The 26945-nt window shown below is 57.4% G+C and carries 24 protein-coding genes, 1 tRNA gene and 1 pseudogene; 13 read left to right on the forward strand and 13 right to left on the reverse strand.

Annotated elements, in window-relative coordinates:
- Nucleotides 1–32 precede the first annotated feature (32 nt).
- Genes IC37_RS12705 through IC37_RS12715 form a run of 3 tightly spaced genes read left to right on the forward strand, consistent with a single transcriptional unit; the run spans nucleotide 33 to nucleotide 1719 of the window.
- Nucleotides 33–461: a phage tail protein gene (locus IC37_RS12705; RefSeq protein ID WP_081729418.1), complete on the forward strand. Its 429-nt coding sequence runs from the start codon at nucleotides 33–35 to the stop codon at nucleotides 459–461.
- Entirely contained in the window at nucleotides 458–664 is a 207-nt protein-coding gene (locus IC37_RS12710; RefSeq protein ID WP_030132172.1) for a tail protein X, read from the forward strand. Before IC37_RS12705 ends, IC37_RS12710 begins: the two co-directional genes overlap by 4 nt.
- Nucleotides 665–672: 8 nt before the next feature.
- Nucleotides 673–1719 (forward strand): contractile injection system protein, VgrG/Pvc8 family, encoded by a 1047-nt coding sequence (locus IC37_RS12715; RefSeq protein ID WP_030132173.1) that lies wholly within the window; start codon nucleotides 673–675, stop codon nucleotides 1717–1719.
- Between the two features lie 256 nt (nucleotides 1720–1975).
- On the opposite strand, the gene IC37_RS29230 is transcribed toward IC37_RS12715, so the two are convergent.
- From IC37_RS29230 to IC37_RS12730, 4 genes are all read right to left on the reverse strand, one after another.
- Nucleotides 1976–2860 (reverse strand): hypothetical protein, encoded by an 885-nt coding sequence (locus tag IC37_RS29230; protein ID WP_143519187.1) that lies wholly within the window; start codon nucleotides 2858–2860, stop codon nucleotides 1976–1978.
- 66 nt (nucleotides 2861–2926) lie between these two features.
- A complete protein-coding gene (locus tag IC37_RS12720; RefSeq protein ID WP_051414901.1) occupies nucleotides 2927–3955 on the reverse strand; it encodes a DUF4238 domain-containing protein in 1029 nt (342 codons plus the stop codon).
- Nucleotides 3956–4100: 145 nt separating this feature from the next.
- Nucleotides 4101–4313, reverse strand: coding sequence for a hypothetical protein (locus IC37_RS30515; RefSeq protein ID WP_030132175.1), 213 nt, complete (start codon nucleotides 4311–4313; stop codon nucleotides 4101–4103).
- A gap of 201 nt (nucleotides 4314–4514) precedes the next feature.
- A tRNA-Ser gene (locus IC37_RS12730) sits at nucleotides 4515–4602 on the reverse strand.
- Nucleotides 4603–4726: 124 nt separating this feature from the next.
- Here IC37_RS12730 and IC37_RS12735 point away from each other — a divergent pair.
- Nucleotides 4727–5398: a Bax inhibitor-1/YccA family protein gene (locus tag IC37_RS12735; protein WP_007898177.1), complete on the forward strand. Its 672-nt coding sequence runs from the start codon at nucleotides 4727–4729 to the stop codon at nucleotides 5396–5398.
- Nucleotides 5399–5488: 90 nt separating this feature from the next.
- Here IC37_RS12735 and IC37_RS12740 read toward each other — a convergent pair whose 3' ends face one another.
- Together IC37_RS12740 and IC37_RS12745 are read right to left on the reverse strand one after the other, a co-directional pair.
- The gene (locus IC37_RS12740; RefSeq protein WP_030132176.1) at nucleotides 5489–5818 is read right to left on the reverse strand and encodes a YceK/YidQ family lipoprotein; all 330 of its coding nucleotides are present in this window, start codon (nucleotides 5816–5818) and stop codon (nucleotides 5489–5491) included.
- A 57-nt stretch (nucleotides 5819–5875) separates the two neighbouring features.
- Nucleotides 5876–6313 carry an Lrp/AsnC family transcriptional regulator gene (locus IC37_RS12745; protein ID WP_008006559.1) on the reverse strand — a complete coding sequence of 146 codons (438 nt, stop codon included), beginning with the start codon at nucleotides 6311–6313 and terminating at the stop codon, nucleotides 5876–5878.
- 134 nt (nucleotides 6314–6447) lie between these two features.
- Between IC37_RS12745 and IC37_RS12750 the strand changes: the two genes are divergently transcribed.
- Nucleotides 6448–7341, forward strand: a complete 894-nt coding sequence (locus IC37_RS12750; RefSeq protein WP_030132177.1) for a DMT family transporter — start codon at nucleotides 6448–6450, stop codon at nucleotides 7339–7341.
- A gap of 65 nt (nucleotides 7342–7406) precedes the next feature.
- Here the strand turns inward: IC37_RS12750 and IC37_RS12755 are convergent, their stop codons facing one another.
- The 3 genes from IC37_RS12755 to IC37_RS12765 all read right to left on the reverse strand — a co-directional run bounded on the left by IC37_RS12755 (nucleotide 7407) and on the right by IC37_RS12765 (nucleotide 12513).
- Nucleotides 7407–8660, reverse strand: coding sequence for a hypothetical protein (locus IC37_RS12755; RefSeq protein ID WP_030132178.1), 1254 nt, complete (start codon nucleotides 8658–8660; stop codon nucleotides 7407–7409).
- Nucleotides 8661–8753: 93 nt separating this feature from the next.
- The gene (locus IC37_RS12760; RefSeq protein ID WP_030132179.1) at nucleotides 8754–10757 is read right to left on the reverse strand and encodes a hypothetical protein; all 2004 of its coding nucleotides are present in this window, start codon (nucleotides 10755–10757) and stop codon (nucleotides 8754–8756) included.
- A gap of 130 nt (nucleotides 10758–10887) precedes the next feature.
- The gene (locus tag IC37_RS12765) at nucleotides 10888–12513 is read right to left on the reverse strand and encodes an NADP-dependent glyceraldehyde-3-phosphate dehydrogenase (protein ID WP_030132180.1); all 1626 of its coding nucleotides are present in this window, start codon (nucleotides 12511–12513) and stop codon (nucleotides 10888–10890) included.
- Nucleotides 12514–12720: 207 nt separating this feature from the next.
- Between IC37_RS12765 and IC37_RS12770 the strand changes: the two genes are divergently transcribed.
- The 7 genes and pseudogenes from IC37_RS12770 to IC37_RS12805 all read left to right on the forward strand — a co-directional run bounded on the left by IC37_RS12770 (nucleotide 12721) and on the right by IC37_RS12805 (nucleotide 22091).
- Nucleotides 12721–13608: a Dyp-type peroxidase gene (locus tag IC37_RS12770; protein WP_030132181.1), complete on the forward strand. Its 888-nt coding sequence runs from the start codon at nucleotides 12721–12723 to the stop codon at nucleotides 13606–13608.
- A 62-nt stretch (nucleotides 13609–13670) separates the two neighbouring features.
- Nucleotides 13671–13954 (forward strand): annotated as a pseudogene (locus IC37_RS12775) (DUF971 domain-containing protein).
- 162 nt (nucleotides 13955–14116) lie between these two features.
- Nucleotides 14117–14734, forward strand: a complete 618-nt coding sequence (lexA, locus tag IC37_RS12785; protein WP_030132182.1) for a transcriptional repressor LexA — start codon at nucleotides 14117–14119, stop codon at nucleotides 14732–14734.
- On the forward strand, nucleotides 14734–15351 hold the full coding sequence (imuA, locus tag IC37_RS12790; RefSeq protein WP_030132183.1) for a translesion DNA synthesis-associated protein ImuA: 618 nt from the start codon (nucleotides 14734–14736) through the stop codon (nucleotides 15349–15351). Before lexA ends, imuA begins: the two co-directional genes overlap by 1 nt.
- 7 nt (nucleotides 15352–15358) lie before the next feature.
- The gene (locus IC37_RS12795) at nucleotides 15359–16774 is read left to right on the forward strand and encodes a DNA polymerase Y family protein (protein WP_030132184.1); all 1416 of its coding nucleotides are present in this window, start codon (nucleotides 15359–15361) and stop codon (nucleotides 16772–16774) included.
- A complete protein-coding gene (locus tag IC37_RS12800; protein WP_218244342.1) occupies nucleotides 16750–19848 on the forward strand; it encodes an error-prone DNA polymerase in 3099 nt (1032 codons plus the stop codon). The genes IC37_RS12795 and IC37_RS12800 overlap by 25 nt, the downstream gene beginning before the upstream one ends.
- Nucleotides 19849–19979: 131 nt before the next feature.
- Complete coding sequence (locus IC37_RS12805; protein ID WP_081729420.1) at nucleotides 19980–22091, forward strand: PAS domain-containing sensor histidine kinase; 2112 nt, start codon at nucleotides 19980–19982, stop codon at nucleotides 22089–22091.
- 297 nt (nucleotides 22092–22388) lie between these two features.
- Here IC37_RS12805 and IC37_RS12810 read toward each other — a convergent pair whose 3' ends face one another.
- The gene (locus tag IC37_RS12810) at nucleotides 22389–22910 is read right to left on the reverse strand and encodes a DUF4142 domain-containing protein (RefSeq protein ID WP_030132187.1); all 522 of its coding nucleotides are present in this window, start codon (nucleotides 22908–22910) and stop codon (nucleotides 22389–22391) included.
- Nucleotides 22911–23128: 218 nt separating this feature from the next.
- Between IC37_RS12810 and IC37_RS12815 the strand changes: the two genes are divergently transcribed.
- Nucleotides 23129–23371 (forward strand): DUF465 domain-containing protein, encoded by a 243-nt coding sequence (locus IC37_RS12815; RefSeq protein ID WP_030132188.1) that lies wholly within the window; start codon nucleotides 23129–23131, stop codon nucleotides 23369–23371.
- 249 nt (nucleotides 23372–23620) lie between these two features.
- Here IC37_RS12815 and IC37_RS12820 read toward each other — a convergent pair whose 3' ends face one another.
- From IC37_RS12820 to IC37_RS12830, 3 genes are all read right to left on the reverse strand, one after another.
- Nucleotides 23621–24706, reverse strand: a complete 1086-nt coding sequence (locus tag IC37_RS12820) for an SMP-30/gluconolactonase/LRE family protein (protein ID WP_030132189.1) — start codon at nucleotides 24704–24706, stop codon at nucleotides 23621–23623.
- Complete coding sequence (locus tag IC37_RS12825; RefSeq protein ID WP_030132190.1) at nucleotides 24703–25848, reverse strand: SRPBCC family protein; 1146 nt, start codon at nucleotides 25846–25848, stop codon at nucleotides 24703–24705. Before IC37_RS12825 ends, IC37_RS12820 begins: the two co-directional genes overlap by 4 nt.
- Nucleotides 25849–25958: 110 nt before the next feature.
- Complete coding sequence (locus IC37_RS12830) at nucleotides 25959–26822, reverse strand: LysR family transcriptional regulator (protein ID WP_030132191.1); 864 nt, start codon at nucleotides 26820–26822, stop codon at nucleotides 25959–25961.
- Between the last annotated feature and the right edge of the window lie 123 nt (nucleotides 26823–26945).

Consider the following 26945-nt stretch of genomic DNA (forward strand, 5'->3'; position numbering starts at 1 on the left):
ACCGCCCCCGGGCGGTCTTCGCGGGGAGGGGTATGTCTGAAGTAATGATGGCGCTGGGCGATTTTCGCTTCAGCGTGGCCACCGCCGAATATCAGGGGCTGTCGACCTCGATGGCCTGGCGCTGGGCGAAAAAGGATCGTTACGGGGCCAAGCCCGGCAAGCAATTTCACGGCCCCGACAGCACTAGCAAAACCTTCGATATCACCGTTTACCCGCAGTCGCGCGCGGACGTGTTGCTGTTCGACCGCCTACGCATGATGGGCGACGCGGGCGAGCCGTTGCGCCTGGTGTCGGGTGGGACGGCCAAGGTGGAAGGCCAGTTAAAGCAGTCGGGGGCCGACTTGGGGTTGTGGGTGATCGACGGCCTGACCGTGGCGGATGAATTTTTCCTCAAGGACGGTACGCCCCTGGTGCGCAAGGGATCGCTGTCAATTTCCGAGTACGGGGAGGATGAAGCATGAGGACTTACCGCACCCGCCCGGGGGACATGCTCGACGCCATTTGCCATGTCCATTACGGCGCTCGCCCGGGGACCGCCGAAGCGGTTTTAGAGGCCAACCCGGGGCTTTGCCGGCGGGGCGCGGTGCTGCCTGAAGGACTGTTGATCGAATTGCCAGACCTGGCCCCGGCGCAAGCGCCTGGGCAAGTGTCGTTGTGGGATTGAGGACGACCATGAAAAAAGCTGACTACCGAATCACGGCCAACGATGCCGATATTACCGCCATGCTGCGCAAGCGCTTTATCAAGCTGACCTTGCAGGATTCCGCCGGTGAGGACAGTGACACCGTGGCGATTGAGCTGGATAACCGCGACAACCTGATTCGTCTGCCGTCGACGGGCGCGGAGCTGAAGGTGTGGATTGGCGAGCCGGGCGCCCTGGTGTTCAAAGGCGCCTATCAGGTCGACGAACTGGAAGAGCCGTTAGACGATCAGGCCCTGGTGATTCACGGCAAAGCGGCCAAGATGCTGGGCGGGATCAAGGCCCCGCGTGACGCCACGTTCGACGGGATTACCCTGGGCGCCCTGGTCGGCAAAATGGCCGCCGAGCATGGTTACATTGCCGCCGTAGCGCCGGATCTGGCGAAGCATGTTTTCAGCCATATCGACCAGCGTGCCGAATCCGATATGAATCTGCTGACGCGCCTGGCTCGTGAGCTGGGCGCTGTGGCGAAGCCGGTCGGCGGCCGTCTGGTAGTGGTGCCCAAGGGTGTGGCTCAGACCGTCACCGGCGCCGCGTTGCCGACCGTCGTTATTAGTGATCCGGAGAACAGCAGCGGCCGGGTCACGATCCAAGAGCGCAACGACTATCAGTCGGTGGTCGCGTATTGGTTCAACGAAGCCGAACAGCGCAAGGTGCCGGCGGTCGCGGGCATAGTCGCCGGCGCGGTGTCGGTGTACGGCGAGTCCCCGGACAATGCCAGCGAGGCCAGCGAAGACGCCGACAGCCAGGCGGGCCCGCGCTACATCATCCGCAAGACCCATACGGATCAGAAAAGCGCCCAGGAAGCGGCGGCGGCGCAACTGAAGAAACTGCAGCGCGGCAAGTCCACCATGTCCATCACCCGACCGCTGACGCCTGGAATTGTCGCCGAGGGCCGGCTCGATGTGCGCAACCATCGCACCAGCGCTAATCGACTGTGGCAGGTCGAGTCGGTTTCGCATGTCATTGGATCGGGCGGGGTGGCATCGTCGGCGGCGGAATGTGTGACGCCCGCGTAATACAGTCGGGGGCGATCAAGGCTTTACCGTGAGTATTTGGCCCTGGCAGATTTTACGTAGCAACGCAGACTTCAAATCAGCACATGCGTTTTCACACAATCTGGACCCAAAACAGACACTGAAAGTCTGGACTATATGCCTCCGTTCGACATATTCGTAAGCGCCGTGCCAAAGGAATCTCAGCAATGCACGATGTTTCAGATTGGGTGCTCATGATTTGCGATTGCATAGATTTAAGATCCTAGTTTTCGTTCTGTTATAAATAAAATTGACGACTATCCCTGAGCTCAGACAATCTGGTTTGAACACGTTTTCGAGAGTTTTCAAAACGTTTGGAGTTTTCTGGTATTTGCTTTGTTATGAAATATGTTTCAAAGTATTTATCCAGTAGGTCGGTCTTGTTTCTATTGCGAAGCATTCGGAGTAGGGCTCCAATGCCTCGGTGCGTACCATTCTTTTTTAGTTGCCGAAACATTATCTTCGCCCGTTTTCGTGCGGCCTGCTTGGTGCAGTGTTCCTTGATATAACCCGTTACCAAATTTTCAAACCATATTTCCGCTGGTTTCGACAGCCACCTCCCATGACTCAATCGGCATTTCGATATCGCATGGGTCGCAGACCCCAAGTCGATGTCATTGAATAGTGCGTAATAGAACGTTCTGAATCCGCTTAATACTTCTGCAACGTCAACACGCTTCGTAGGAGCAACCAAGCACCAGCAGGGGCACGGCTGGATTGCTCCCATTTGTCCTAGAAAATAAGCACCGAAACATGCTGAAAACACAGCCAGTAGATTGAATCGACTGGCTATATTTAGCGGAAGTAAAGCTGCGGCTACGCGCTCCCAACTGAGAGTGCTACTATTCTCAAACTCCAAACCCTCAAATTGATCACCATGGCATTCTACATGGATGAGGGGGATGTTACCGGTGGCTGCTTCTTGAGTTAGTTGATGTAGTATTTCTAAGAATTGATTGGCGTGACTGCAGCTTATTATCTCTATCGGTACATTAAATGATTCGGTTTCAGTACCTAAAGATGTTAAATATTCGGAGAGTATTTTCCCGGTTTCAACTTCGTCGGGTTCTAGTGATTGGATAATTACGATTCTGTTGAAGGTGAACCCGGCTAAAGACGTCATGTAGTATGATTACCTTTTCAGCAAATTATGAATGAATCGGGCTTTAATTCGCAGTGCATGCCCGATCTATAGGTTGTTCTGGAGTTCAATCTCAGCTAAGCATTGCTCGTCGTGCCAGCGTTGCCATGCTTCCTGTTCTTGCCTGTGGGTTTCGGCGCACACGATCCTGGGCCTAACCAAGTGGATATCATCAGGATCACTTGAGAAAATGTAGCGGTCTGCATGCTCAATTATAATCCTCCGTATTAGCTTGGCCATTTCAACATCCATTACTGTTCCGCGACCCCATGAGCGCCGCCCTATGCAGCTATGGAGAATGTGCTTAGGACTGAGCGGCAAGAGAATGTCTACGTTTTTCATTCCCCAGCCGCCACCAAAATCGTAGTTGGACGCGTCTTGATAGTTCAGGCGGATAAGCGGATTGTCCGACGTCGGCCAGCAAATACCTTCTGGGGCACGGAGAATCGTCCAACGCTGCCGTGGAAGGCGCCCGATGGTATTCGTGAGGAGATGCTTAATGTTCCAGAGCCATAGTTCTCTGCCAACAACCGCCTTCGCTTGTACCCGACCTCCACCGTCTGGCAGCTTTTCAACGTTGATCTTCACGGGGAAAGCTTCTGAGCTGTTCGGCTGAGTCCTTGGGGGTAATGAGCCTGATTTGACTGCTCTCTCCAAGTTACCAATTGAACTCTCTAACGTTTCATTGAGAAATGTCTCCAGCGTTCCGCGTTGCCGTGCAAGAAATTCTTTTAGCCGTGCGGGCGTGCGTAGATCTTGCGCTACGGCGAAGCGCGTTAAGCGATTCCAATGCTCAGGAGACATGCGCTGGTCATTGATTGCGAGAGAAATCGCCTCCTGTGCCGGGCTTTCAAACTCGCTACCCAGCCATTTTTCGATTTCATCGGATGCACCTCGCCCTGTTACAGACGTATATAGGTGGCTCTGATAGGCGATGCCTTTCAGACGTTGATCAATCCACAGCGGGTAGCTTGCACTTGGTACAAGAAGACGATAGGTAGAAATTTTCCCATCCTTCGCCCACTGCTTCAGGTAGAGCTTCGGAACGTAGTGGTTTTCCTTACGAAACTGCGTCATTTCCCCCCCCCAGGTGTGTAGGCGCTATGTACCAGAATGCAAGGTAACAAATGTTCTTCTGGATATGCGAACCCACCCGGTTAGTAGGCATACCGAACGACTGCTTTTCGCGATAGCAGTCTTTCAACAGGGGATGTGGCCGTCATCACTCCGGCGTCATCAGTACAGCGAGCGTCATCTTGATGAATTCTTCGTTGCGGTCAATAGCAGCCAGGGCACCGCGAACGTTCTCGGCGACTTCGGCCGCCCCGCGCTGCTCGACCCAGTTCGAAAGCTCCAGGATGGCGGCCTCAAGGGCGAGTTGGTTTTCGTTGATCCTGTACAGCAGGGAGGGGAGAAGGTCTGAGTGGCATCGCAAATCCTCGGTTTTGAGGGCAGCGTAGCATTGCTTTACATGAAAGATGTTTAACGATCGGCAGGACGCCGGAGGAGGACGAAAACTGGAAAGTTTTGTAACGGTTATCTAATAGTTTTGTAACACATGCCAAAAACAGTGGGTGCCGCTCAAACCCCAGAAACGAAAAAGCCCTGAATAATCAGGGCTTTTTCGGTACAAATATGGCGGAGGCGATGGGATTCGAACTCATGGACCTGTTACAGTCGACGGTTTTCAAGACCGTTGCCTTAAACCACTCGGCCACACCTCCGTTTGTGTTGCGGGCGCCATAATACCTGAATGAAACACACTGTCAAACTCTCTGCATGGCTTGTTACAGAGCGTCTGTTATGATCTTTGCGACTGAACGTTTCAAACCCAACAGGAGTGTCGCCATGCGCGAACAGGATTACGCAGTTAATAACAGCGTGCAGGCTGAGCAGCTAGAGGTTAGCCGCGTCCTGCGCAACACTTACGGCTTACTCGCCCTCACCCTCGCATTCAGCGGCGTGATGGCGTTTGTCGCGCAGCAGATGCGTGTCGGCTACCCGAACATCTTCGTGGTGCTGATCGGCTTCTACGGTCTTTTCTTTCTCACCAACAAACTCCGTGACTCGGCATGGGGCCTGGTTTCTGCGTTCGCGCTGACCGGTTTCATGGGTTTCCTGCTCGGCCCGATCCTCAATCGTTACCTGGGCATGCAGGGCGGCGCGGAAGTCGTCAGTTCGGCCTTCGCGATGACCGCTCTGGTGTTCGGCGGCCTGTCGGCTTATGTGCTGATCACCCGCAAGGACATGAGCTTCCTCGGCGGTTTCATCACGGCCGGTTTCTTTGTGCTGTTGGGCGCGACACTGGCGAGCTTGTTCTTCCAGATCAGCGGTCTGCAACTGGCGATCAGCGCAGGTTTCGTGTTGTTCTCGTCGGTCTGCATCTTGTTCCAGACCAGCGCCATCATTCACGGCGGCGAGCGCAACTACATCATGGCGACCATCAGCCTGTATGTATCGATCTACAACCTGTTCGTCAGCTTGCTGCAACTGTTCGGCATCATGAGCCGCGATGATTGATCGCCAGCCTTGAGTAAAAAACCCGCTTCGGCGGGTTTTTTATTGTCTGAAAATCGGGTCGCCGTTCCTCACGTGCCTGACACATCAACATTATTCGGCAATGACGATGCTGCCATCAGCCTGCTGCCGATAAATGGTGTAGGGCAACAGCATGGTGTCGAGAACGCCGGAAATGACTACGTCGATCAACACAAAGGGCGTGCCATTGTTGTATTGATACTCATCGATGCCCGGGCCTGGGGGCGCATGCAGACTGCAAAAGTCATAAGTCACGCCGCTATAGATCCGTGGAACCGCACCGCAGTAGGTTTTCTGTTCCTTAAGACTCTTTGCCGCAGCCTCGTCACTGCGCACCACCGTCTGAAACGTTCCGCAACCGGTGAGTATCAGCGCCGCCAGTAACATGACTTGAGTTTTCATGCCGTCAATCCTTCGCCGGAAAAAAAACAATCTACCCCTTTGCGAACAAAACAGCACTCACGCCATCGGTGGTAGCCGGCGCTTGACCGGGGTCTTCTTGACGATGGCTGTATTGGTTTCGGCGTGGCTGTTGAGGCGGTCGAGAAGGGTGTCCAGTTGTTCCATCGAGCGCACATGCAGGCGGGCGATGAAGCAGTCATCGCCGGTGACTTTGTCGCACTCGGTGAACTCGGGGATGGCCTGAATCTGTCGCTCCACTTCCTGCAACTGGCCCGGCAACGGGCGAATGCGGACGATGGCCTGGAGTTGATAGCCGAAGCATTTGGGGTCGATCTCGACGGTGTAACCCTTGAGCACGCCACGTTCTTCGAGGCGGCGCAGGCGCTCGGCGACGCTGGGCGAGGACAGGCCGCTGATCTGTGCCAAGGCCTTGAGCGAGCGGCGTGAGTCTTCCATCAATGCGCTGATCAGCACTTGGTCGATGTCGTCGGTCATGGGAATCCCCTGTTAGGCAATCGGCTGAATAAGCCTTGATAAAAAAGGCAGAAGCCGAGTTTAGCCTGCTTTTTGCGCTGGAGAAGCCCCCCGGTGGATTGGCATACTTTGGGCTCAAACACAGGAGGTTGATGATGGACAAAACACTACGTCGCGGGTCATTCGAAATGACCGCCGCCATGCTGATTTCCGGGACCATTGGTTGGTTCGTGCTGGTGTCCGGGCAACCGGTGCTGGACGTGGTGTTTTGGCGCTGCGTGTTCGGTGCTGCGACCTTACTGCTGATCTGCGCGGCGTTCGGCTTTCTGCGCCCCGGCATTTTGACATCCACCACTTTCTTGCTGGCTGTACTGAGCGGTGTGGCGATTGTCGGCAACTGGGTGCTGTTATTCGCGTCCTACTCCCGCGCCTCGATTGCCATTGGCACGGCGGTTTATAACGTCCAGCCATTTATGCTGGTGGGGCTGGCCGCGCTGTTTCTTGGGGAGAAAATCACCCTGCAGAAACTGTTCTGGCTGGGCATTTCGTTTCTCGGGATGCTGGCGATTGTCAGCGCACATGGTGAGCAGGGCGAGGGCGGCAACGATTACCTGATGGGGATTGGTCTGGCGCTGGGGGCTGCCTTTCTGTACGCGATTGCCGCGTTGATCATCAAACGCCTGACCGGTACGCCACCGCATCTGATCGCGTTGATCCAGGTCTGCACCGGCGTACTGTTGCTCGCGCCTTTTGCGCACTTCTCGGCAATACCGCAAACACCCAGTGCCTGGGCCAGTCTGGTAACCCTGGGTATCGTGCATACCGGTTTGATGTATGTGCTGCTCTACGGCGCGATTCAAAAGCTGCCGACAGCGCTGACCGGCGCGCTGTCGTTCATCTACCCGATTGCGGCGATTTTCGTTGACTGGTTCGCCTTCGGCCATCGCCTGGAGCCGCTGCAATGGATCGGTGTCGCCGCGATTCTGTTGGCCGCCGCCGGGATGCAGCAAGGCTGGGGCCTGAAGTTTCGGCGGGCAGTCACTCAGTAAAGTTTTAAAGAGGCTTCAGATGCTCCAGCACGACGCGATTTGCGCCAGTCGCTGGAACATCTCGCTTATGTCGGAGATGGACTTGTTTTTTTGAGCTCAATATTTGTCCCGGTAGAAGTTTCAAAAAAATATCTAATACTCTCCGTCGTCACACTAAAGGTAGCATAGTATTTTTCTGCTCCCTTGCTGCTGAATACTTCGGCCTTGGGGGAATTAGCGACAAATATACCGCAGGCCTCCAGCCAGCCGGGAGCATTCTGGATATCCTCTGGAGTTATATTCCATGTTGAGGAGCAATCTTTTTTAAAAATCAAGTAGCTCTCAATTAGGTCATTCTCCAGCTTTCTGAAAAGAGGGGTAGTGCTAATATGCTGGGTGTTCAATAATTCCTGGCACAGATCTTGTAGCTGGTGGGTTTTGTCTTTCCAGTCGGATTGTTGTAAATCAATTTTCTTGCATAGAGCTGGAAGGTGCCAGTCGACTATTTGAGTGTTGGACTTGTCGTTGTAGTGAGGTGTATGGAAAAAAATAGGAAGCGGGACCTGGTTAGGAATGTACTGGAAGTGCGGAGTGTTTTTATCACTGCTGCTTTCAAGTGAGTTTTGTACGATGAAGTCTCCAGGCTTTGCTCTTTGAATCAGGTAGTCAACCATTTCGACGAAGTATTCTGCCTTGTTGGAATTTTTCCCGTTTTCGCGCAGGCGGGATTCGTTTAAATATATAGAGTTGTTGTATTGCTGCAGTTTTTCGATGGGGGCTTTATTGAATGCTATTTCGCTATCGTCACGGAGTTTGCAGTGTAGCAAATCGAGTGCTTGGGCGTTTTCATTATGCCTATACATTCTGAAGTCAGGTGTGATGATTTTTTGTTCGATGAAATATGGGTTTGTGGGCTCCTGTTCGAGAAAAGGGGACCCATTCAATGTCAGAGGTATCGGCTGCGCTTGATTATAAAACCTGGAAATTGTTGTGTGGGCAGACTTCAACCTGGCCTGACGTTGTTTTTCTTGTGTGTCGTCAATCCCCAGCTTGTCCAGTAGTCGCTTTCTCGGGGCTTGAAGCACTTTTTCGGCAAAGGCTAAAGTTGTTGTTTTACCTACCAGGTCTATCATGTACGGTGATAAATGGTCTATATCATCAGGCTGAGTGAGAGGATGAGTCATTTTTTCAATATTGCTATTGCTCTGCCCTCGCACCTGACTCATTTCAATGAAATCGCGTTTGTCCTTTTTTTCGGTCAGTTGAGCCGAATGCGGCTGGCTATTTGAATCAATAGGAATGAACTGCGTTATGGCCAATCTGTAATTGCTACCTATCATGGATTCAACCCTTGGATGCGATGTTGGATCGGGAGTGGTGGGGGCGTCGATATAAGCGTCCCCAACACGGGTCACAAGAAAATGGAAGGAGTGCTAGTGCGTGATTCTGTCGTTTAATATGCGATTGGTGAGGAAGTGTTGCAGTATCCGGGTTTTTTCGCCCTTGAATATTTCAAGTGCGGAGCTGTCGATCTTGATATTGTTGTCGGAGAATGCCTGACTGGCCTTGTCCAGATCGTCAATCATGTAGTACGTAAAGAGAGTGAGAGTCTGGTGTGTTTCAGGCAACGTCGCTCCTGAACGAAATTGATTGGTGTATTCTTTCGCCAATGCTGCGCGACTTTCGAATAAGCTCACTAATTTATTGTCTGCCGGTAGGGCTTTCGTGTAGGTGGTGTAAAAGTCACAGATGTTTTGGGCGATGTCGATGATCTGGTCCAGTTCGAGAAGATTTTCCCCCCGGGTACTGAATTTGATTTGCTCCAGATCCTTCCTGAGTGGCTTGAGGAACTCTTCCTCGCTTCGCTCTCTTATTTGAGTTCGGGCCGGAAAGGCGTTGTTTTCCGAGCAGTCAGGTTTGAGCTCTGCGTTTTGGTCGTAGTTCATTAGCAAAGGCACCATTCTCAGTACGGTTTCTTTAGACCAATTACTTTCATCTGCCAATCGAGGAATTTTTTCAAGTACTTCCGGGAGGTTCTCGTATGTATCGATCTGCTTATTGAATAAAGACTTGTTTATGACGGTTATGTCGGTTTCGTTAAACTTTGCGACAGTCAGGCTGTCAAGCGGTTTGACCCTATTGTTGTTAATGAGTTCTCGCACTTGTAAGTTAAGGGTCTGTTTCTCAGTGATAAAATAATCCATGAATTTTTCTGGAGTGGTGTTTTTGAAACCACCTAATACGAAGTGTTGCAATGGGGTAAGGCTTTTCGCTTCGGCCAATTCTTGAACGGAAAGAAATGGTGTGCACCGGTCCAGTCCATGAAAGGTCATTAATTCAGAACTTCTTGATTCTCCGTGATCACGCCCGTTTTTATTGCTGGCCGAGCGATGATGTACGATCATTTCGGTTCTGATTCCGGTTTCCAGTGGCGTATCGTTATGCGGGTTTTGAATCACCGCATAGCTTGCACCCGGTACACCGCGAAATTCATTTTGCAGATCTTCCATGGTAGGAAATTTGGTTGCTGCTTCGCTTTGGGTAAATCGAATGAATTTTGTGGTGTCGTAGGGAAATGCTGCCAGACACTGCTCTTTGTTGGCTTGGCAGGTTCCTGTGATACGGGTAGTGATGAGTTTGAACTCCGCCGCGTAGTTACTGTTGTCGAAGTGGAACATCCACTCTCTGTATTTGCCGTCGTCTTTACTGGCCGGATTGTCCATGAAGCGAAAATTTGAGACGGCGGGGATGCCACCCAACTGGAAAGCCGCTTTAAAAATTTGCAGTGGAGTCAGTTTGGCGTCGAGACAGCGAGCATCTGTTATGTGGGATTTGATGTTCTGAGTGGCGAAATCAACTTTGCTGTAATCTTCTTTTTTTATGGCGTGCTTATCCATTGTTTCATCGTAAAACGCCTTGAAATTTTTATAGGCGAGTATATCGATTTCGCTTGCAGATACTCCGAAGGTCGCCCATTCGCTCAGTACTGATTCGAAGGGTGCTCTCAGATCTTCATCGATGAGTGATATGAGATTGCAGCGAAGCGTTTCGGTTGTTTCTGGGTTGGATAGTTGTTTGTATTGTGTTATTTCAGTCTCATTCAAGCCAGTAATAGCTCGAAACCGATCGGGGATTGAGATACTTGCGTTGAACTGTCCGAGAATGGTCCGTACCAGGCCAGGTTCTTTTAGTATTTCTTCAGGTTTGCAGTGAATGATTTTGTTGAATAAAGTGATGTCGAGTTTTTTCATTTCTGATTTTGTTAATTTTTGCAATTCGAGCTTGGGGGTGCTTGTGTTATGTGTTTCTTGTAATAGATAAGCTACTTTTTTTGTGTCATCAACTATGAGGCGTTTATCTCCCTGTGCGGTTGACGCTTCTATGTATCTGAATGATGGGGGGAAGGGTTGGTGGCGGTTAATAGCGGTATTAGGCATTTAATGTCCTTATTTTGTTGTGCCTTTAAGGGCGCATCATTTTAATAAGGGACGTTTTGCTGACTATAAAAAAAGACTCATTGTTGTAATAAAACATTCAGGGGAGCCCCCAAGAGAGCTCCCCCCACGTTCAGAAAATGTAATCGGTGGTCAAAAAACTCGAGTTGCGCCCGCTGATGATCTCGCTGAGAAGCTCCTTGCTGCTTTCCTGGAACTTGGTCGCCACCAACGTCCGAATCGAAAACACCCGCAGCGCATCGTGCACCGACAGCGTGCCCTCGGCGGAGTTCTTGCGGCCGTTGAACGGATAGGTGTCCGGGCCGCGCTGGCACTGGGCGTTGAGGTTGATCCGGCCGACCTGGTTGGCGAAGGTGTCCACCAGCCTGCCAACTGCCACCGGGTTGGTGCCGAAGATACTCAGTTGCTGGCCGAAGTCGGATTCCAGGACGTAATCGATCACGGTGTCCAGATGACGGTAAGGCACGATCGGCACGACCGGGCCGAACTGTTCTTCCTGGTAGACGCGCATCTGCGGTGTCACCGGGTACAACACGGCCGGATAGAAGAATGATGCGCGAGACTCACCGCCATTGGGATTGACCACGGCCGCACCTTTGCTGACAGCATCTGCCACCAGGGTGTGCAGGTAATCGACCTTGCCTGATTCCGGCAATGGCGTCAGGGCCACGCCGCTGTCCCACGGCATGCCGGGTTTGAGGCCGGCGAGTTTGGCGTTGAACTTCTCGATGAACGCCTCGACCACGTCTTCGTGGACGAAGAGGATTTTCAGCGCGGTGCAGCGCTGACCATTGAAGGACAAGGAACCGGTGACCGCTTCATTCACCGCGTTGTCCAGATCCACCTCAGGCAAAACAATACCGGGGTTCTTTGCATCCAGGCCCAGCGCCGCGCGCAGGCGGTGAGGCCTTGGGTGGAGTTTTTTCAGGTCGCTGGCGGCCTTGTTGGTGCCGATGAACGCAAAGATATCGATCTTGCCGCTGGCCATCAGCGCGCTGACGGTCTCGCGGCCGCTGCCGTAAATGACGTTGATCACCCCGGCCGGGAAGCTGTCGCGGAATGCTTCGAGCAGCGGGCGAATCAACAGCACGCCGAGCTTGGCCGGCTTGAACACCACGGTGTTGCCCATGATCAGCGCCGGAATCAGCGTGGTGAAGGTTTCGTTCAGCGGATAGTTGTAAGGCCCCATGCACAACGCCACGCCCAGCGGAACGCGGCGGATCTGGCCGAGGGTGTCCTGTTCCAGTTCGAAGCGGCTGGAGCGGCGGTCGAGCTCCTTGAGGGCATTGATGGTGTCGACGATGTAATCGCAGGTGCGGTCGAACTCTTTCTCCGAGTCCTTGAGGTTCTTGCCGATCTCCCACATCAGCAACTTGACCACTGCCTCGCGCTGTTCGCGCATGCGAGCCAGGAAGGTTTCGACGTGCTGGATACGCTCGGCCACGCGCATGGTCGGCCACAGGCCCTGGCCCCGATCATAGGCGCGGACGGCGGCGTCGAGCGCGGTCAGTGCAGTATCGGCATCGAGCAGCGGCGTGCTGCCGAGGATTACTTGTTCATCGCCATTCGCGCCGCTCAGGTACACCGGGCTGCGGACTTGGGCGAGGGGCCCGGACCAGGTTTTCAGTTCGCCATCGACCAGATACTCGCGCTGCTCGGTCGGGCCGTTGAGGCGGTATTTTTCCGGGACGTTGTCGGCGGTGGGAAACAGGTTGCCAAGGATCTGTGCTGTGTTCATGTCGCTACCCCGTCTGGATTGGGTGATGCGGATAAGGTGTTATCGCTACGTACCGTTATTAGGTCAAGGCCTGATCAGCATAGCTGAAACGTTTTATCAGATCGCAACACGAATTGTCATGACTCGATTCCGGGCTCTGTTCTTTTGTCCTGATAGCACACAACTGACGAGGCTCCGGTTAAACTCCGACTCTTTTAAGGAGTTCATATGAGTTATTACCAGCCGGGCATTCTCGCCACCCCTGTTCCGCCTCAAGCTCGTCATATGTTCTTCGCCCTTGAATCCGCCGAGGCACTGCCGGCTGCGCTGGATAACCTGATGCGCCTGGTGGACGGAAAGTCGGCGGTGGTCGGTTTCGGTGAATCTCTGGTCAAGGCGCTGCACGCGCAGATCGACGGGCTGCGCGCCTTTCCTGCGCTGGTCGGTGTCGGCGTCGACAACCCGTCGACCCAACACGCGCTCTGGTGCTGGCTGCACGGTGTTGACCGTGGCGAACTGCTCAATCGCAGTCATGCGATCGAAGCCGCGCTGGCACCGGCCCTGCGTCTGGTGCAGATGAACGAAACCTTCCGCCACATGAGCGGCCATGACCTGACCGGTTACGAAGACGGCACCGAAAACCCTCACGACGAAGCCGCTGTAGCGGCCGCATTGCTGAGCGAAGGCGCAGACGGTCTGGTCGGTGGCAGCTTCGCCGCGATCCAGCAGTGGCAGCATGACTTGAAAGGCTTTCACGCGATGCCGTCCCACGAGAAGGACAACATCATGGGGCGTCGCCTGAGCGACAACGAAGAACTCGACGACGCGCCGATCTCTGCCCACGTCAAACGCACCGCTCAGGAAAGCTTCACACCCGAAGCCTTCGTGGTCCGTCGCTCGATGCCGTGGATCGAAGGCGATCGTGCCGGTCTGATGTTCCTGGCCTTCGGTTTTTCCCTCGATGCGTTCGAAGCCCAACTGCGGCGCATGAGCGGTCTGGAAGATGGCATCACCGACGGCCTGTATCGCATCAGCCGACCGATCACTGGCGGCTACTACTGGTGCCCGCCGCTCAAGGACGGTCGCCTCGACCTGCGCGCACTGCGTATCGGCTAAACAGCGGCAAAAGAAAAGATCGCAGGCTTCGCCAGCCTTGCGACAGGCGTTGCAGGACCCCGCTGGCGATTGGTAATTCCCGGAGCAAACAACAGCTGCGATTGAACTGGCCGGATGGGCGTGAGCAGGTACTCGATCACACCGAACTGCGCCGCCAATGTCCGTGTTCGCAATGCCGGGCATTTCGGTTGCAGGCCTTACGGTGAAAGTGGATGAGCGCATTCGTGTGGTCGAACTCAATGCCCAGGGCTATGGCCTGCAACTGATCCTCAGCGATGGCCACGAACGCGGCATCTACCCATGGCCTTATCTGGCTCAACTCGGACTTGAAACCACCACTGTCTAATGTGGGAGCGGGCTTGCTCGCGAATGCGGTTCAACATTCAACATCGATGTCGACTGACCCACCGCTTTCGCGAGCAAGCCCGCTCCCACATTGGATCGGTGACCCGTTCGTGGGCATCAGCTGACTGGCGGTCCTTGTCAGGAAAAACCCAAAAGAGTACAAATGTACTCCATGACGACTTTAACTCCCCGCCGTACCGCCATCCTGACCTTCATCCGCGATCGAATCGCCGAACACGGTCAGCCCCCGAGCCTCGCTGAGATCAGCGAGGCCTTTGGCTTCGCCTCCCGTAGCGTGGCGCGCAAGCACGTGCTGGCGCTGACCGAAGCCGGTTTTATCGAGGTCAATCCGCATCAGGCGCGAGGCATCCGGCTGCTGAATCAACCGCCGCGGCCCGAGCTGCTGGATGTTCCGGTACTCGGTCGAGTGGCGGCCGGTGCGCCGATCGGTGCCGATGCCGAGGTCCACAGCCGTTTGCTGCTTGATCCGTCGATCTTCTCGCGGGTGCCGGATTACATGCTGCGGGTGCAGGGCGATTCGATGATCGAGGACGGTATTCTCGACGGCGATCTGGTGGGCGTGCGGCGCAATCCCGAAGCGGTCAACGGCCAGATCGTCGTGGCGCGGCTCGACGGCGAAGTCACCATCAAGCGTTTCGAGCGGGTCGGCAATTCTGTTCGCCTGTTACCACGCAATCCGGCTTACCAGCCGATCATTGTTCGAGCCGATCAGGACCTGGCCATCGAAGGCGTGTTCTGCGGTCTGGTGAGGCAAGGGTGATGGGCGCCGTCGTTGCGTTGGATACGCTGTTCAATGGCGGCCAGGTCTGGAAGGGCCGGCCTGCGCCACCGGCCGTCAGCCCGCAACCCACCGGGCATGCGGCGCTGGATGCGGCATTGCCGAGCGGTGGCTGGCCGGAAGCGGCGCTGACTGAAATCCTGCTGGCCGGGCAGGGCGTGGGTGAGTTGCAACTGGTGTGGCCAGCGCTGGCGCGGCTGTCGGCGGCAGGTGAGCGCATCGTGCTGGTGGCGCCGCCTTACGTGCCGTATCCCCAGGCCTGGCAGAACGCCGGGGTCGATTTGCGGCAACTGTCGATCATCCAGGCCAGTGAGCGCGATGCGCTGTGGGCGGCGGAACAATGCCTGCGTTCGGGAAGTTGCGGGGCGGTGTTGTGCTGGCCTCACAAAGCCGACGATCGAGCGTTGCGACGTTTGCAGGTGGCAGCGGAAACCGGTCAGACCCTGGCGTTCGCCTATCGCTCGCTCAGTGAAGCCATCAACCCGTCACCAGCGGCCCTGCGCATCGCCATCGACGCCAAACCTGCTCAGTTGCGGGTGCTCAAGTGTCGGGGCGGGTTGGCCCGTTCGGCGCCGATTGCCTTTGCCGTCGGGCATTGAGGTTGCCATGCGCTGGGTTTGCATTCTCTTCCCGCAATTGGCACTGGACGCGGTACTGCGTCAGCGCCCCGACCCCAATGAGCCGCTGGCGCTGCTGACCGGTCCGGCCCAGCGTCGGGTGCTGCAGGCGGTCAACGGTTCGGCGCGGGCGTTGGGCTTGCGGCCCGGCCAGTCCATGACCGCCGCCCAGGCCCTGAGCAAAAGTTTTGTCACCGCCGAATATGACGCCACCGAGATCGAACACTGGCAGCAGTTCCTGGCTGCCTGGGCCTATCGGTTCAGTTCCCAGGTCAGCGTGCATTACCCGCGAGCCGTGGTGTTTGAAATCGAATCCAGCCTGGGCTTGTTCGGGCCTTGGCCGCAGTTCGAGGCGCGTTTGCGGGCCGAACTCGGCGAACTGGGGTTTCGTCACCGGATTGTCGCCGCGCCCAACCCGGTGGCGGCGCGGGTGCTGGCCAACGTTTATGACGGTCTGGTGGTGCCGGACAATGACGCTTTGCAGCACCACCTGGGGCAGTTGCCCGTCGACCGGATCGCCCTGGAACCAAGCGTTGCCACGGCATTGTCGCGCATGGGGTTGCGCACCTTGAGTCAGGTGCAGGCGCTGCCACGACATAGCCTGGCCCGGCGTTTCGAGGCTCAGGTGCTCAAGCATCTGGACACCCTGTTCGGCGAGCGACGGCTGGCGCTGGCGTTTTACCTGCCGCCGGACCGTTTCGATGTGCGCATCGAGCTCAATTTCGATGTGCAGTCCCATCAAGCATTGCTGTTTCCGTTGCGCAGGCTGACCGGCGATCTGGCGGCGTTCCTCTGCGGGCGGGACAGCGGTGTGCAGCGTTTTGACCTGCACCTGGAACACGCCGGGTTGCCAGACACGCTGATCAAGGTCGGCTTGCTCAGTGCCGAGCGCGATCCGGCGATGCTGTTCGAACTGGCCCGGGGGCGTCTGGAACAGGTTCAGGTCGAGGCGCCGGTGCGCGGTTTTCGTCTGCGCGCCGAAGAGCTACCGGCCTTCGTGCCCCAGTACCAGGAACTGTTCGATGATCGTCCGCAGCAATCCTTGCCTTGGGAGCAACTGCGCGAACGCTTGCGCGCACGGCTGGGGGATGACGCGGTGCAAGGCTTGCGGTTCCAGGCCGATCATCGGCCGGAATGCGCGTGGCAGGCCAGTGTCGATAGCCAGGCCTGTGGGGGGCTGCCTGCCGTGCAACGCCCGGGCTGGCTACTGACTGAACCGCAGGCGGTACACGAAGGTTCGGCGCGCATCCTCATGGGGCCGGAACGCATCGAGTCGGGCTGGTGGGACGGCGACGACGTGCGCCGCGATTACTACCTGATCGAAACCCGCTCGGGTCAGCAGGGCTGGGCCTATCGGGCGGTGGGCGAAGACGGTCCGTTGTGGCTGCAAGGCTGGTTCGCATGAGTGTCGATTATGCCGAGCTGCACTGCCTGTCGAACTTCAGCTTTCAACGCGGTGCTTCCAGTGCGCTTGAGCTTTTTCAACGGGCAAAAAAACAGGGCTATCAAGCGCTGGCGATTACCGATGAGTGCACCCTGGCGGGTATCGTCCGCGCCTGGCAGGCGGCCAAGGCCGTGGAATTGCCGCTGATCATCGGCAGTGAAATACGCATCGAAGACGGCCCGAAACTGGTGCTGCTGGTGGAAAACCTCGAGGGTTACCAAACCCTGTGCCGCCTGATTACTCGCGCCAGACGCCGCACGCAGAAAGGCCAGTATCAGGTGCTGCGTGAGGATTTCGGCGAGCCGTTGCCGGGGCTGTTGGCGTTCTGGGTGCCGGACGCCGTCGATGACTTTGAGCAGGGTCACTGGCTGAAGCAGACCTTCGCCGAGCGCTTGTGGCTGAGCGTTCAGTTACATCGCGGGCAGGACGACACCCGGCGACTGGCGGCGTTGCTGACCCTGGCGCGGGAATTGCGGATCCCGGCTGTGGCCAGCGGCGATGTGCACATGCACGCCCGTGGCCGGCGTGCCTTGCAGGACACCATGACCGCGATCCGCCATCACCTGCCGGTGGCCGAGGCCGGGTTGCGTCTGCACCCTAACGGCGAACGGCATTTGCGTAGTCTCGACGCCTTGCGCGATCTCTATCCGCAGGCACTGCTCGACGAAACGCTGAACATCGCCCGGCGCTGCACGTTCGACCTCGGTCAGTTGCGTTATCAATATCCCCGGGAGCTGGTGCCTGAAGGGCATACGGCCACGTCCTGGCTGCGAGCCTTGACTGAAAAGGGTATTCGCTGGCGCTGGGAAAAAGGTCCTAAAGCCGAGGTGTTGGTGCAGATCGACAAGGAACTGCAGCTGATTGCCGAGTTGGGGTACGAAAGTTATTTCCTGACGGTTCACGACATTGTGAATTTCGCCCGCAAGCAACACATTCTCTGTCAGGGGCGCGGTTCTGCGGCCAACTCGGCGGTGTGCTACGTGCTGGGGATCACGGAGATCGATCCGGAGCGGAGCACGCTGCTGTTCGAGCGTTTTCTCTCCAAAGAGCGCAACGAACCGCCAGACATCGACGTGGATTTCGAGCACGAGCGGCGCGAAGAAGTCCTGCAGTACGTGTTTCAGCGTTATGGCCGGAGCCGCGCGGCGCTGACGGCGGTGGTCAGCACTTACCATGGTGCCGGCGCAGTCCGCGATGTGGCCAAGGCCCTGGGTTTGCCGCCCGATCAGGTCAACGCCCTGGCCGACTGTTGCGGCCATTGGAGTGATCAGGCGCCGCCCGTCGAGCGCCTGCGTGAAGGTGGTTTCGATCCCGACAGCCCGGTGTTGCGCCGGGTGCTGAGCCTGACGGGGCAGTTGATCGGTTTCCCTCGGCACCTGTCCCAGCACCCTGGCGGTTTCGTGATTTCCGAACAGCCCCTGGACAGCCTGGTGCCGGTGGAAAACGCCGCCATTGCCGAGCGCACCATCATCCAGTGGGACAAGGACGATCTGGATGCGGTCGGGCTGCTCAAGGTCGATATTCTGGCGCTGGGCATGCTCAGTGCGATTCGTCGTTGTTTCGATCTGCTGCGTCGGCACCGTGGCCGCGACCTGAGTCTGGCGACAGTGCCAGCCGAAGACCCGCAAACCTACGAGATGATTGGTCATGCGGACACCATCGGGGTGTTCCAGATCGAATCCCGGGCACAGATGTCGATGTTGCCGAGGCTCAAACCCAAAAACTTCTACGATCTGGTGATCGAGGTGGCGATCGTTCGCCCGGGGCCGATTCAGGGCGGGATGGTGCATCCCTATCTGCGGCGGCGTAAGGGCGAAGAAGAGGTGGTCTATCCGTCGAAAGCACTCGAAGTAGTGCTCAAACGAACTCTGGGCGTGCCACTGTTCCAGGAGCAGGTGATGCAGATTGCGATTGTCGCCGCCGACTACAGCCCCGGCGAGGCCGATCAATTGCGCCGTTCCATGGCCGCCTGGAAACGCCACGGCGGACTGGAACCGCACAAGGAACGACTGGCGGATGGAATGAAGAAAAACGGCTACACGGCAGAGTTCGCCGCGCAGATTTTCGAGCAGATCAAAGGCTTCGGCAATTACGGTTTTCCCGAATCCCACGCCGCCAGTTTCGCCTTGCTGACCTATGCCAGTTGCTGGTTGAAGTGTCACGAGCCGGCGGCCTTCGCCTGTGCGTTGATCAACAGCTGGCCCATGGGTTTCTACAGCCCGGACCAGATTCTCCAGGACGCCCGCCGGCATCATTTGCAGATTCGTCCGGTGGACGTACGGGCCAGTGACTGGGATTGCAGCCTGGAACCGATCACCGGCGCGCAACCGGCCATTCGCATGGGGTTGCGGATGATCAAGGGCTTTCGCGAGGACGATGCCCGGCGTATTGAAGTGGCACGGTCGAAAGGGGTGTTTGCCGACATCGCCGACCTTGGCCAACGGGCGCGACTCGATGCCCGCGCCCAGGAGCAACTGGCCGATGCCGGTGCATTGCGCGGGCTGGCCGGTGACCGGCATCGGGCGCGCTGGGAAGTGGCGGGGGTGCAGAAACAGCTCGGCTTGTTTGCCGGTTTGCCGAGTCAGGAAGAGCCGGCGGTGTCTCTGCCCAAACCCACCGTGGGCGAAGACCTGCAAGCCGATTACACCAGTGTCGGTACCACCCTCGGGCCGCATCCGCTGGCATTGCTGCGGGGTGAATTGAAAGCCAGGCGTTGCCGCAGTTCGAAAGAACTTATGGCTGTCGAGCACGGCCGACCGGTCAGCGTCGCCGGATTGGTGACCGGCCGGCAACGCCCGGGCACCGCCAGCGGCGTGACCTTCGTGACGCTTGAAGACGAGTTCGGCAACGTCAACGTGGTGGTCTGGCGCGACTTGGCCGAACGGCAACAGCAGGTATTGGTCGGCTCGCAATTGCTCAAGGTCGATGGGCGCTGGGAAAAGGAAGGCGAGGTGCGGCACCTGATTGCCGGGCGCTTGAGCGACCTGAGTTCATTGCTCGACGGCATCCATGTGCGCAGCCGGGATTTCCGCTGAACCTGCGACATTCAGCTATACCTCTATGAAACCATTGGCGTCGGCGGTGCTCGAAACAAACGGGCACGCACCGTCTCCTCACGCCGTTGCACTGCCTGAAAACATGTCATCCACAGGACATAGGCCAGTCGATGCAGTTTCTAGACAATAGCCACGGATGTACCGGCTGGAGCGGCGAAATGGCCGGACGCATTCGCGCGTTCGACTGGAGCCTGACCGAGCTCGGGCCCATCGAGACCTGGCCCGGGAGCCTGTGCAGCGCGGTGCAATTATTGCTCGCCTCACCGCTGCCGATGGTGATGCTGTGGGGCCGACCCGGTTACATGATCTATAACGATGCCTACTCGAGGTTTGCCGGTGGGCGTCATCCTTATCTGTTGGGTTCCCCGGTGGAATTGGGCTGGCCAGAGGTCGCCGAATTCAATCGGCATGTGGTGGATATCTGCCTTGCGGGCGGTACCTTGTCCTATCACAACAAAGCCCTGGTGCTCTTGCGTGATGGCGTACCCGAAGACGTCTGGATGGATCTTTACTACAGTCCCGTCGCCGATGATGACGGACACCCCGCGGGGGTCATGGCGATGGTGGTCGACACCACTGACCATGTGATTTCCGAGCGCCGCCGCCAGGAAGCCGAAAGCGCTTATCGCGCCGACAACGAAAGGGTTCGCCTGGCGCTCAATGCCGGGGCTTTGCTCGGCTCGTTCGTCTGGGATATCAAGGCTGATGTGCTGTCTGCCGACGAACGCTTCGCCCGCACGTTTTCCTACCCGCCCGACCAGGACCTGGCCAACCTGCCACCCCTCATCGCCGAAATGCAGATCCATCCCGACGACCGTAGCTGGGTTCAGGAGCGGCTCAATCAGTCGGTGGAAACCGGCATACCCTATAACGCCGAATACCGGGTTCTGCGTCCCGATGGCAGTTACCTGTGGGTGCTGGCCAGCGGGTGTTGCGAGTTCGATGAGCAAGGCGAGGCGTTCCGCTTTCCCGGGGTGTTGCTTGACATCCACGAACGCAAGACCGCCGAAGAGTCCTTGCTCAAATTCACCCGCAACCTGGAGCAGCGAGTCGCCGACGAAGTCGAAGCGCGGCTGGCGGCCGAAGAGCAGTTGCGTCAATCACAAAAACTCGAAGCCATCGGCGGTCTCACCGGCGGCGTGGCCCATGACTTCAACAACCTGTTGCAGGTCATCGCCGGCAACCTGCATTTGCTGGCACGGCACGAGCCGGACAACGCCAACGTGCAACGCCGGGTCAGTGCGTCGATTGCCGCGGTCGAGCGCGGTGCCAAATTGTCGTCGCAATTGCTCGCGTTCGCCCGTCGTCAGCCTTTGTCGCCGGCGGTCTGCGATCCACGGCAGATCTTCGAAGGCTTGGGGGAATTGTTGCAGCGGGCGCTGGGGGAAACTATCCAGATCAAGGTGACGGCGCCTGGCGATCCATGGCATCTCTACGTGGACCGCAATCAACTGGAAAACGCCATTCTCAACCTCGCGATCAACGCCCGAGACGCCATGAACGGCGAGGGGACCATTGCCCTGAGCGCCGAGAACATTGCCCTCGACCGCAAATTTTGCGCAGGCAAGGGCATCGTCGCCGGCGACTATGTTTGCGTCGCGGTGGCTGATACGGGTGTGGGCATGCCGCCTCAAGTGCTCGCACAGGCCTTCGAGCCGTTTTTCACCACCAAGGCCGACGGCCAAGGCACCGGCCTGGGTTTGAGCATGGTGTTCGGTTTCGTCAAACAGAGCGGCGGGCATATCGAGATCTCCAGCGTCGTCGGGCAGGGCACTCGGGTGCAGCTGTATTTCCCGCGTAGCTTGGGCCCGTTGCCCGGTGAAACAACGCGCCATGAGCCGCAGCACCGTGGCGGGCACGAAACCATTCTGGTGGTCGAGGACAACGAAGCGGTGCGTGGCTCGGCGGTGGAATTGTTGGGTGAAGAGGGCTATCAGGTTCTGACCGCGGCCAACGGTGACCTGGCCATGCAGATGTTGCTCGATGGCGCGGCGGTGGACCTGATTTTCACCGATGTGGTCATGCCCGGTCTGATCAAAAGCTCGGACCTGGCCGCCTGGGCCAAGGTGCAGAATCCTCCGGTGGCGGTGCTGTTTACCTCCGGCCATACCCGGGACATTATTTCGCGCAATCACCAACTCAGCCCCGACACTTATCTGCTGAGCAAACCCTATGGCCCTGAAGCGCTGTTGAGCATGATCCGCAGCGTGCTGGGTGGTTGATTCTATTGTGGCGAGGGAGCTTGCTCCCGCTGAGTGCGAAGCGCTCCAAAAGCCGTATCACTGTTCATCTGATACAACGCGGTGAATGGTTTCACGACTGCTTCGCAGCCGAGCGGGAGCAAGCTCCCTCGCCACAATGGATTGCCAGGCCCTGGATTTTCATTTACTGCGCAATGCATGTGGGAGCGGGCTTGCTCGCGAAAGCGGTGTGTCAGTCAACATTGATGTTGAGTGTGACGCCGTCTTCGCGAGCAAGCCCGCTCCCACAGGTTCCGCACCTGGCCTCAAGGCTTGGGATTACTTATCGGGATGAGCCGCCTGGAGTTTTTTCGCCATATCCAGGTGTTTTTCCAGCGCCGGCAACATTTTTTGCGCGAACGCCTTCAGGTCAGTGGCGCCTTTCTCTTTGTCGTCCGTCACTGTGTTGGCTTCTTTTTTGAACCGTTCAATGGCTTCTTCGTGAGCCTTTACCTGATTGTTGGCATAGGCCGTGTCGAAGGATTCATCGCGCAGGTCGAGAATTTTTTCCTTGGCCTGTTTGACCACCGTCGTCGTGTCCGGCATTTCGATGTCATGCTTTTTCGCCAGTGCCGCCAGTTCATCGTTGGCTTTGGAATGATCGGTAACCATCATCTTGGCGAACGCCTTGACGTCGGCTGATGAGCTTTTTTCCAGGGCCAGTTTGCTGGTCTCGACTTCCGCGATGCCACCCTCGGCCGCGTCATCGACGAAGTCGTTGGAGGTGTCGGCAAACGCCGTGCCCATGCTGGTGCTCAAGGCTACGGCCAGGGCGAGGTGACGCAGAGTGAATCCGTCCATCGGTCATTCTCCACACAGGTTTTTATGGGCGATCCAGGTGATCGTTAATCAATGGAGGCGGGCGCTAATGCAAAGGTTTTATCGCATTTGCGACAGGGCGACGAACGGACACCGCTGGTCTGATAGACGGTCGACAGAACAGGGTAAGCAAGGCCATTCTGGTAGCTAGTGAACGCAATCGATCGCGTTTGCTACCGATTAACAAACGGAGGTGTTCCATGCCGGTGACTCATGATCTGTATCAGGATCTGAAACTTTCAAAGGAAGAGATCCAGCAAAAACGCACCAAGGATCCGTTACTGGATTCACTGATCAACAAGTATTCGCAGGCGGACGCCGAGGTGTTGAAGGCCGAGTCCGCACAATCAGATGCGCCCAGCGATGAGGCACTGAAGAAACTCAAAGAGAAGCGCTTGCAGGTGAAGGACAAGATCGTCCAGCAACTTCAGGCATCGTCCTGATGCGCCATGTCGAGTCACCGACGACCGGTGACTGAAAAATTGGAACGGGGATAAATACCGGCACCTCGAACGATCAGAGCCCGACGTTACGGCTCCATGCGAGGTGCCCCATCCAAAACTCTCCCAAACGAACCTGAATCTAATGTGGGAGCGGGCTTGCTCGCGAATGAGGCCATGCCAGTCGACATCAATGTTGAATGTCTGCCCGCCTTCGTGAGCAAGCCCACTCCCACAGTTTGATCACCGTTACTACTGCAATGCCGTACTCAACGGCAACCGCGCCATGTGCCGAGCTTTCAGCGACCCCAGATACAACCAGTCCCCATACTCGCGCACGGTGGTGATGGGTGAGTAGTTGCCGCTGCTGGCGTCCTGCAGATTGGCAATCACTTTACCGTCGAGATCCAGGCCGAGGGCGAAGGCGCGACTTTCCACCGGTTTGGGCAGGACCGTCAGCGCGCGCGCGATCATCTTGCGTACCAGAGGGTAGGGCGCCGTGGCGTCGAGCAGTGCATTACGCGGTGCATACAGCGCCACCCAGAAACGGTCGCGGCCATTGAATGCCAGGTTGTCCGGCAGCCCTGGCAAATTGTCGATGAACAGATCGTGGGTTCCGGCTTTCGGCCCGGTCAGCCAATAGCGGCTGATGCGATAGGCGCCGGTTTCGTTGACCAGCACAAACGCATCGTCAGGCCCCAGGGTCACACCGTTGGCGAACTCCAGCTTATCCAGCAAGACCGTCGTTGTACCGGTCTGGAAGTCATAACGCAGCAATCGACCGTCGCCGCCGTGCTCGATGATTGCCTCGCCATCCTTGCCGTAACCCCAACGGCTGGAAGCATCGCTGAAATAGGCGTAATGCCCGGGCTTGTCGATGGCCACGTCATCGGTAAAACCGAAGGGCACGTTGTTGGCCGTGGTGCTCAATGCAATCAACCGGCCCTGAGCATCGAGCGACAGCAAACCCTTGACCCCGTCGGCGATCACCAGCAAACCATTGGGGTGCCGCGCCAGGCCCAATGGCCTGCCACCGGTATCGGCCAGCACCTTGGTGGTCTTGCCGTCGAGGCTGGTGCGAATCAACCGACCGTCATGCAGGCCAGTGATGAGGGCGTCTTCCTCCAGCAGCAACGCCTCCGGGCCGTCGATGTCAGCGGCGCCGACACGTTCTACGCCTTTGAGACGCTGATTGTCTGTGTAGATGCCATCGACGAGAGAGGGTGCCGGTGACGGTGTCCAGGCGATCGGCTGGACTTTGGTGGGTAATAACAACAGGAAGCCGCCAATCACAATGATCAACAGCAACAATAAATGTCGAAACTTGAGGGCTCTCACGCAGTGACTCCTGTCGAGGCGAGATGTTTTTGCGCCATCTCGCGTAACGCCAGCATCGATTGCGCCGATTCACGTTCGATGCGCCGCTTGAGCAACAGTCGATTGGCGATGCGCATCACCACACCGCTGAAGCAATATTCCAGGGTACGGACAAAGCGCGTGCCGTCGCCAAAAGCCTCGCACTCGTAAGTCACCACCAACGACAGTCCATGATCGCCTTGGGCCCGAGCGCTCCAGCGGCGACCGGGCAAGTATTCGTCGACCTCCCAGCGCAAATGCCCCTCACGCCCGCCGGCCCGAATGTCTTCCTCGAACCGCGCCCCGGCATACAACGGGCCGCTCTGGCCATCGACCTTGAGGGAGGACGGATGCCACTCCGGCCAACGTGTTGCGGTGCTGGCGTAGGCGAGCACGGCGATGGGATTTCCAGCGATGTCGACCACGTGCTGCAGGCGGGTCATGGGTGTTCTCGTCAAGTGCGGAGGCGCTTGTTCCGGTTCCCAGTACAGGGTGCCGAACAGGTAGTCCATCAGTGGAAACACGATATTGAAATTGCGCTCCTGCATCAGCTCACGGCGATGGTGCAGTTCGTGCAGACGGCGCATCTGGCGAATCCACGGCAGACGTGTCAGCGGGTTGCCGGGCGGTAGATGTTCGCAGGCATGGAACACTTCATAAGTCAGGTAACCGAGGACCATGCAGCCGCCGAACAGCCCCGCGACGTTGCCATTGAGCTGAGCCAGCAGCCACCACGCGGGCGCGGTGATGACGAGGGTATGCAACACGATCAGCCAGGCCGGAAACAGAATCACCCTCCAGTCGCGCGCGTTGTCGTAGGTCATGTGGCCGGGGGTGAAAAAGCTGTGATGGTCACCGGCGTGACGGGCGTAGAACATTCGCGCCAGGCGCTTTTTGTGGTGCCCCAGATGCCGATGCACGACGTAGACGCCGAAGTTGAACAACAACAGGGTCAGCGGCACCGCCAGCCATTCCAGGGGTTGTACCTGATGCACAGTGCTCCAGAACGCGCCGATGGCCAGCAACCCGAACAGCAACACAAAGGCGCCATGCAGCCAGGGGTTGTAGAGCGGATGAATGTCGGCACGGTAGCGCGCGCGGAATGCTTCGGTGGTCTGCCTCACTGCGTTCACCTGTGGTTATTGTTATAACCAGCAGATTAGTCGATCCCGCCGCAGAGGCTGGCCCAACCTTGAGGACACATGCGCCATGCTCCGGTGCAAGACGCCTGGCGTCAGGTCAACGGGTTCCAGCGCTGGGACCAGTCGTCATCCATCTTGATCACTTCGCGCAACAAATCGAAGGCCCGTTGCAAGGTCGCCGAGTCCCGGTCCCGGGAGTAAACCAGGTAGGTCGGATAGCTGAACTCCGGAGCCTTGGGCACTGGCTCCAGCACGCCGCTTTCCAGGTAGCTCTGGACCACGCGGGTGCGGAAATAGCCGCTGCCACCGTTTTCCAGAATGTACTGCAAGGCCAGCGGTCCGAGGTTGAAGCTCAAGGCCGCCTTGGCCTTTTCCGGCAGCGCGGCATCGTGCTGACGACGGAAGTCCGGGCCCCAGTCGATATACACGTAAGGATCGGGCCGTCCGGCCAGGCGTACCAGGATAAGTTTTTCTTCCAGCACTTGCTCGACTTGCAGACGTGGCCAGTACTCGGGCTGATAGACCAGCGCCGCATCCAGCACCCCCAGCTCCAGTTGGCGCAGCAGGTTTTCGCCGTCGCGGATTTCCATGCGCAAGGCATGGCTGGGGATTTTCTCGCGCAGTTCGCCGGCCCAGCTGAGCATCAACGGGTTGCACAGACTGACCTCGCCACCGATGTGCAGCACGTCGCGGTAGCCCTCGGGCAGCGGCAAGTCCCGGCGCGCCGCTTCCCAGGTCTGCACCAGTTGATTGGCATAAACCACAAAGGCCTCACCGTTCGGCGTCAGGCGCGCCCCGGCGCGGTTGCGCACGAACAGCGTGCTGCCCAGCTGACTTTCGAGCTTCTGCACCCGGGCGGTGATGGCGGTCTGGGTGACGTGCAGTTTTTCAGCCGCCGCGGCCAGGCTGCCGTGACGGACGATTTCAAGAAAGGTGTGGGCGAGGTCGATGTCCATGGGCAGGCCGATGTGGGAGGTGCGGGCATTGTAAGAGCAGGCGCTGCCAGCGGATACCGTCTGTGGCGAGGGAGGCCCCGCACCGTCTTCGACGCCGCGCTGTCGCGCAGCAAACTGGTTCAT

The organism is Pseudomonas sp. QTF5 (assembly GCF_000512695.2).
Lineage (GTDB): Bacteria > Pseudomonadota > Gammaproteobacteria > Pseudomonadales > Pseudomonadaceae > Aquipseudomonas.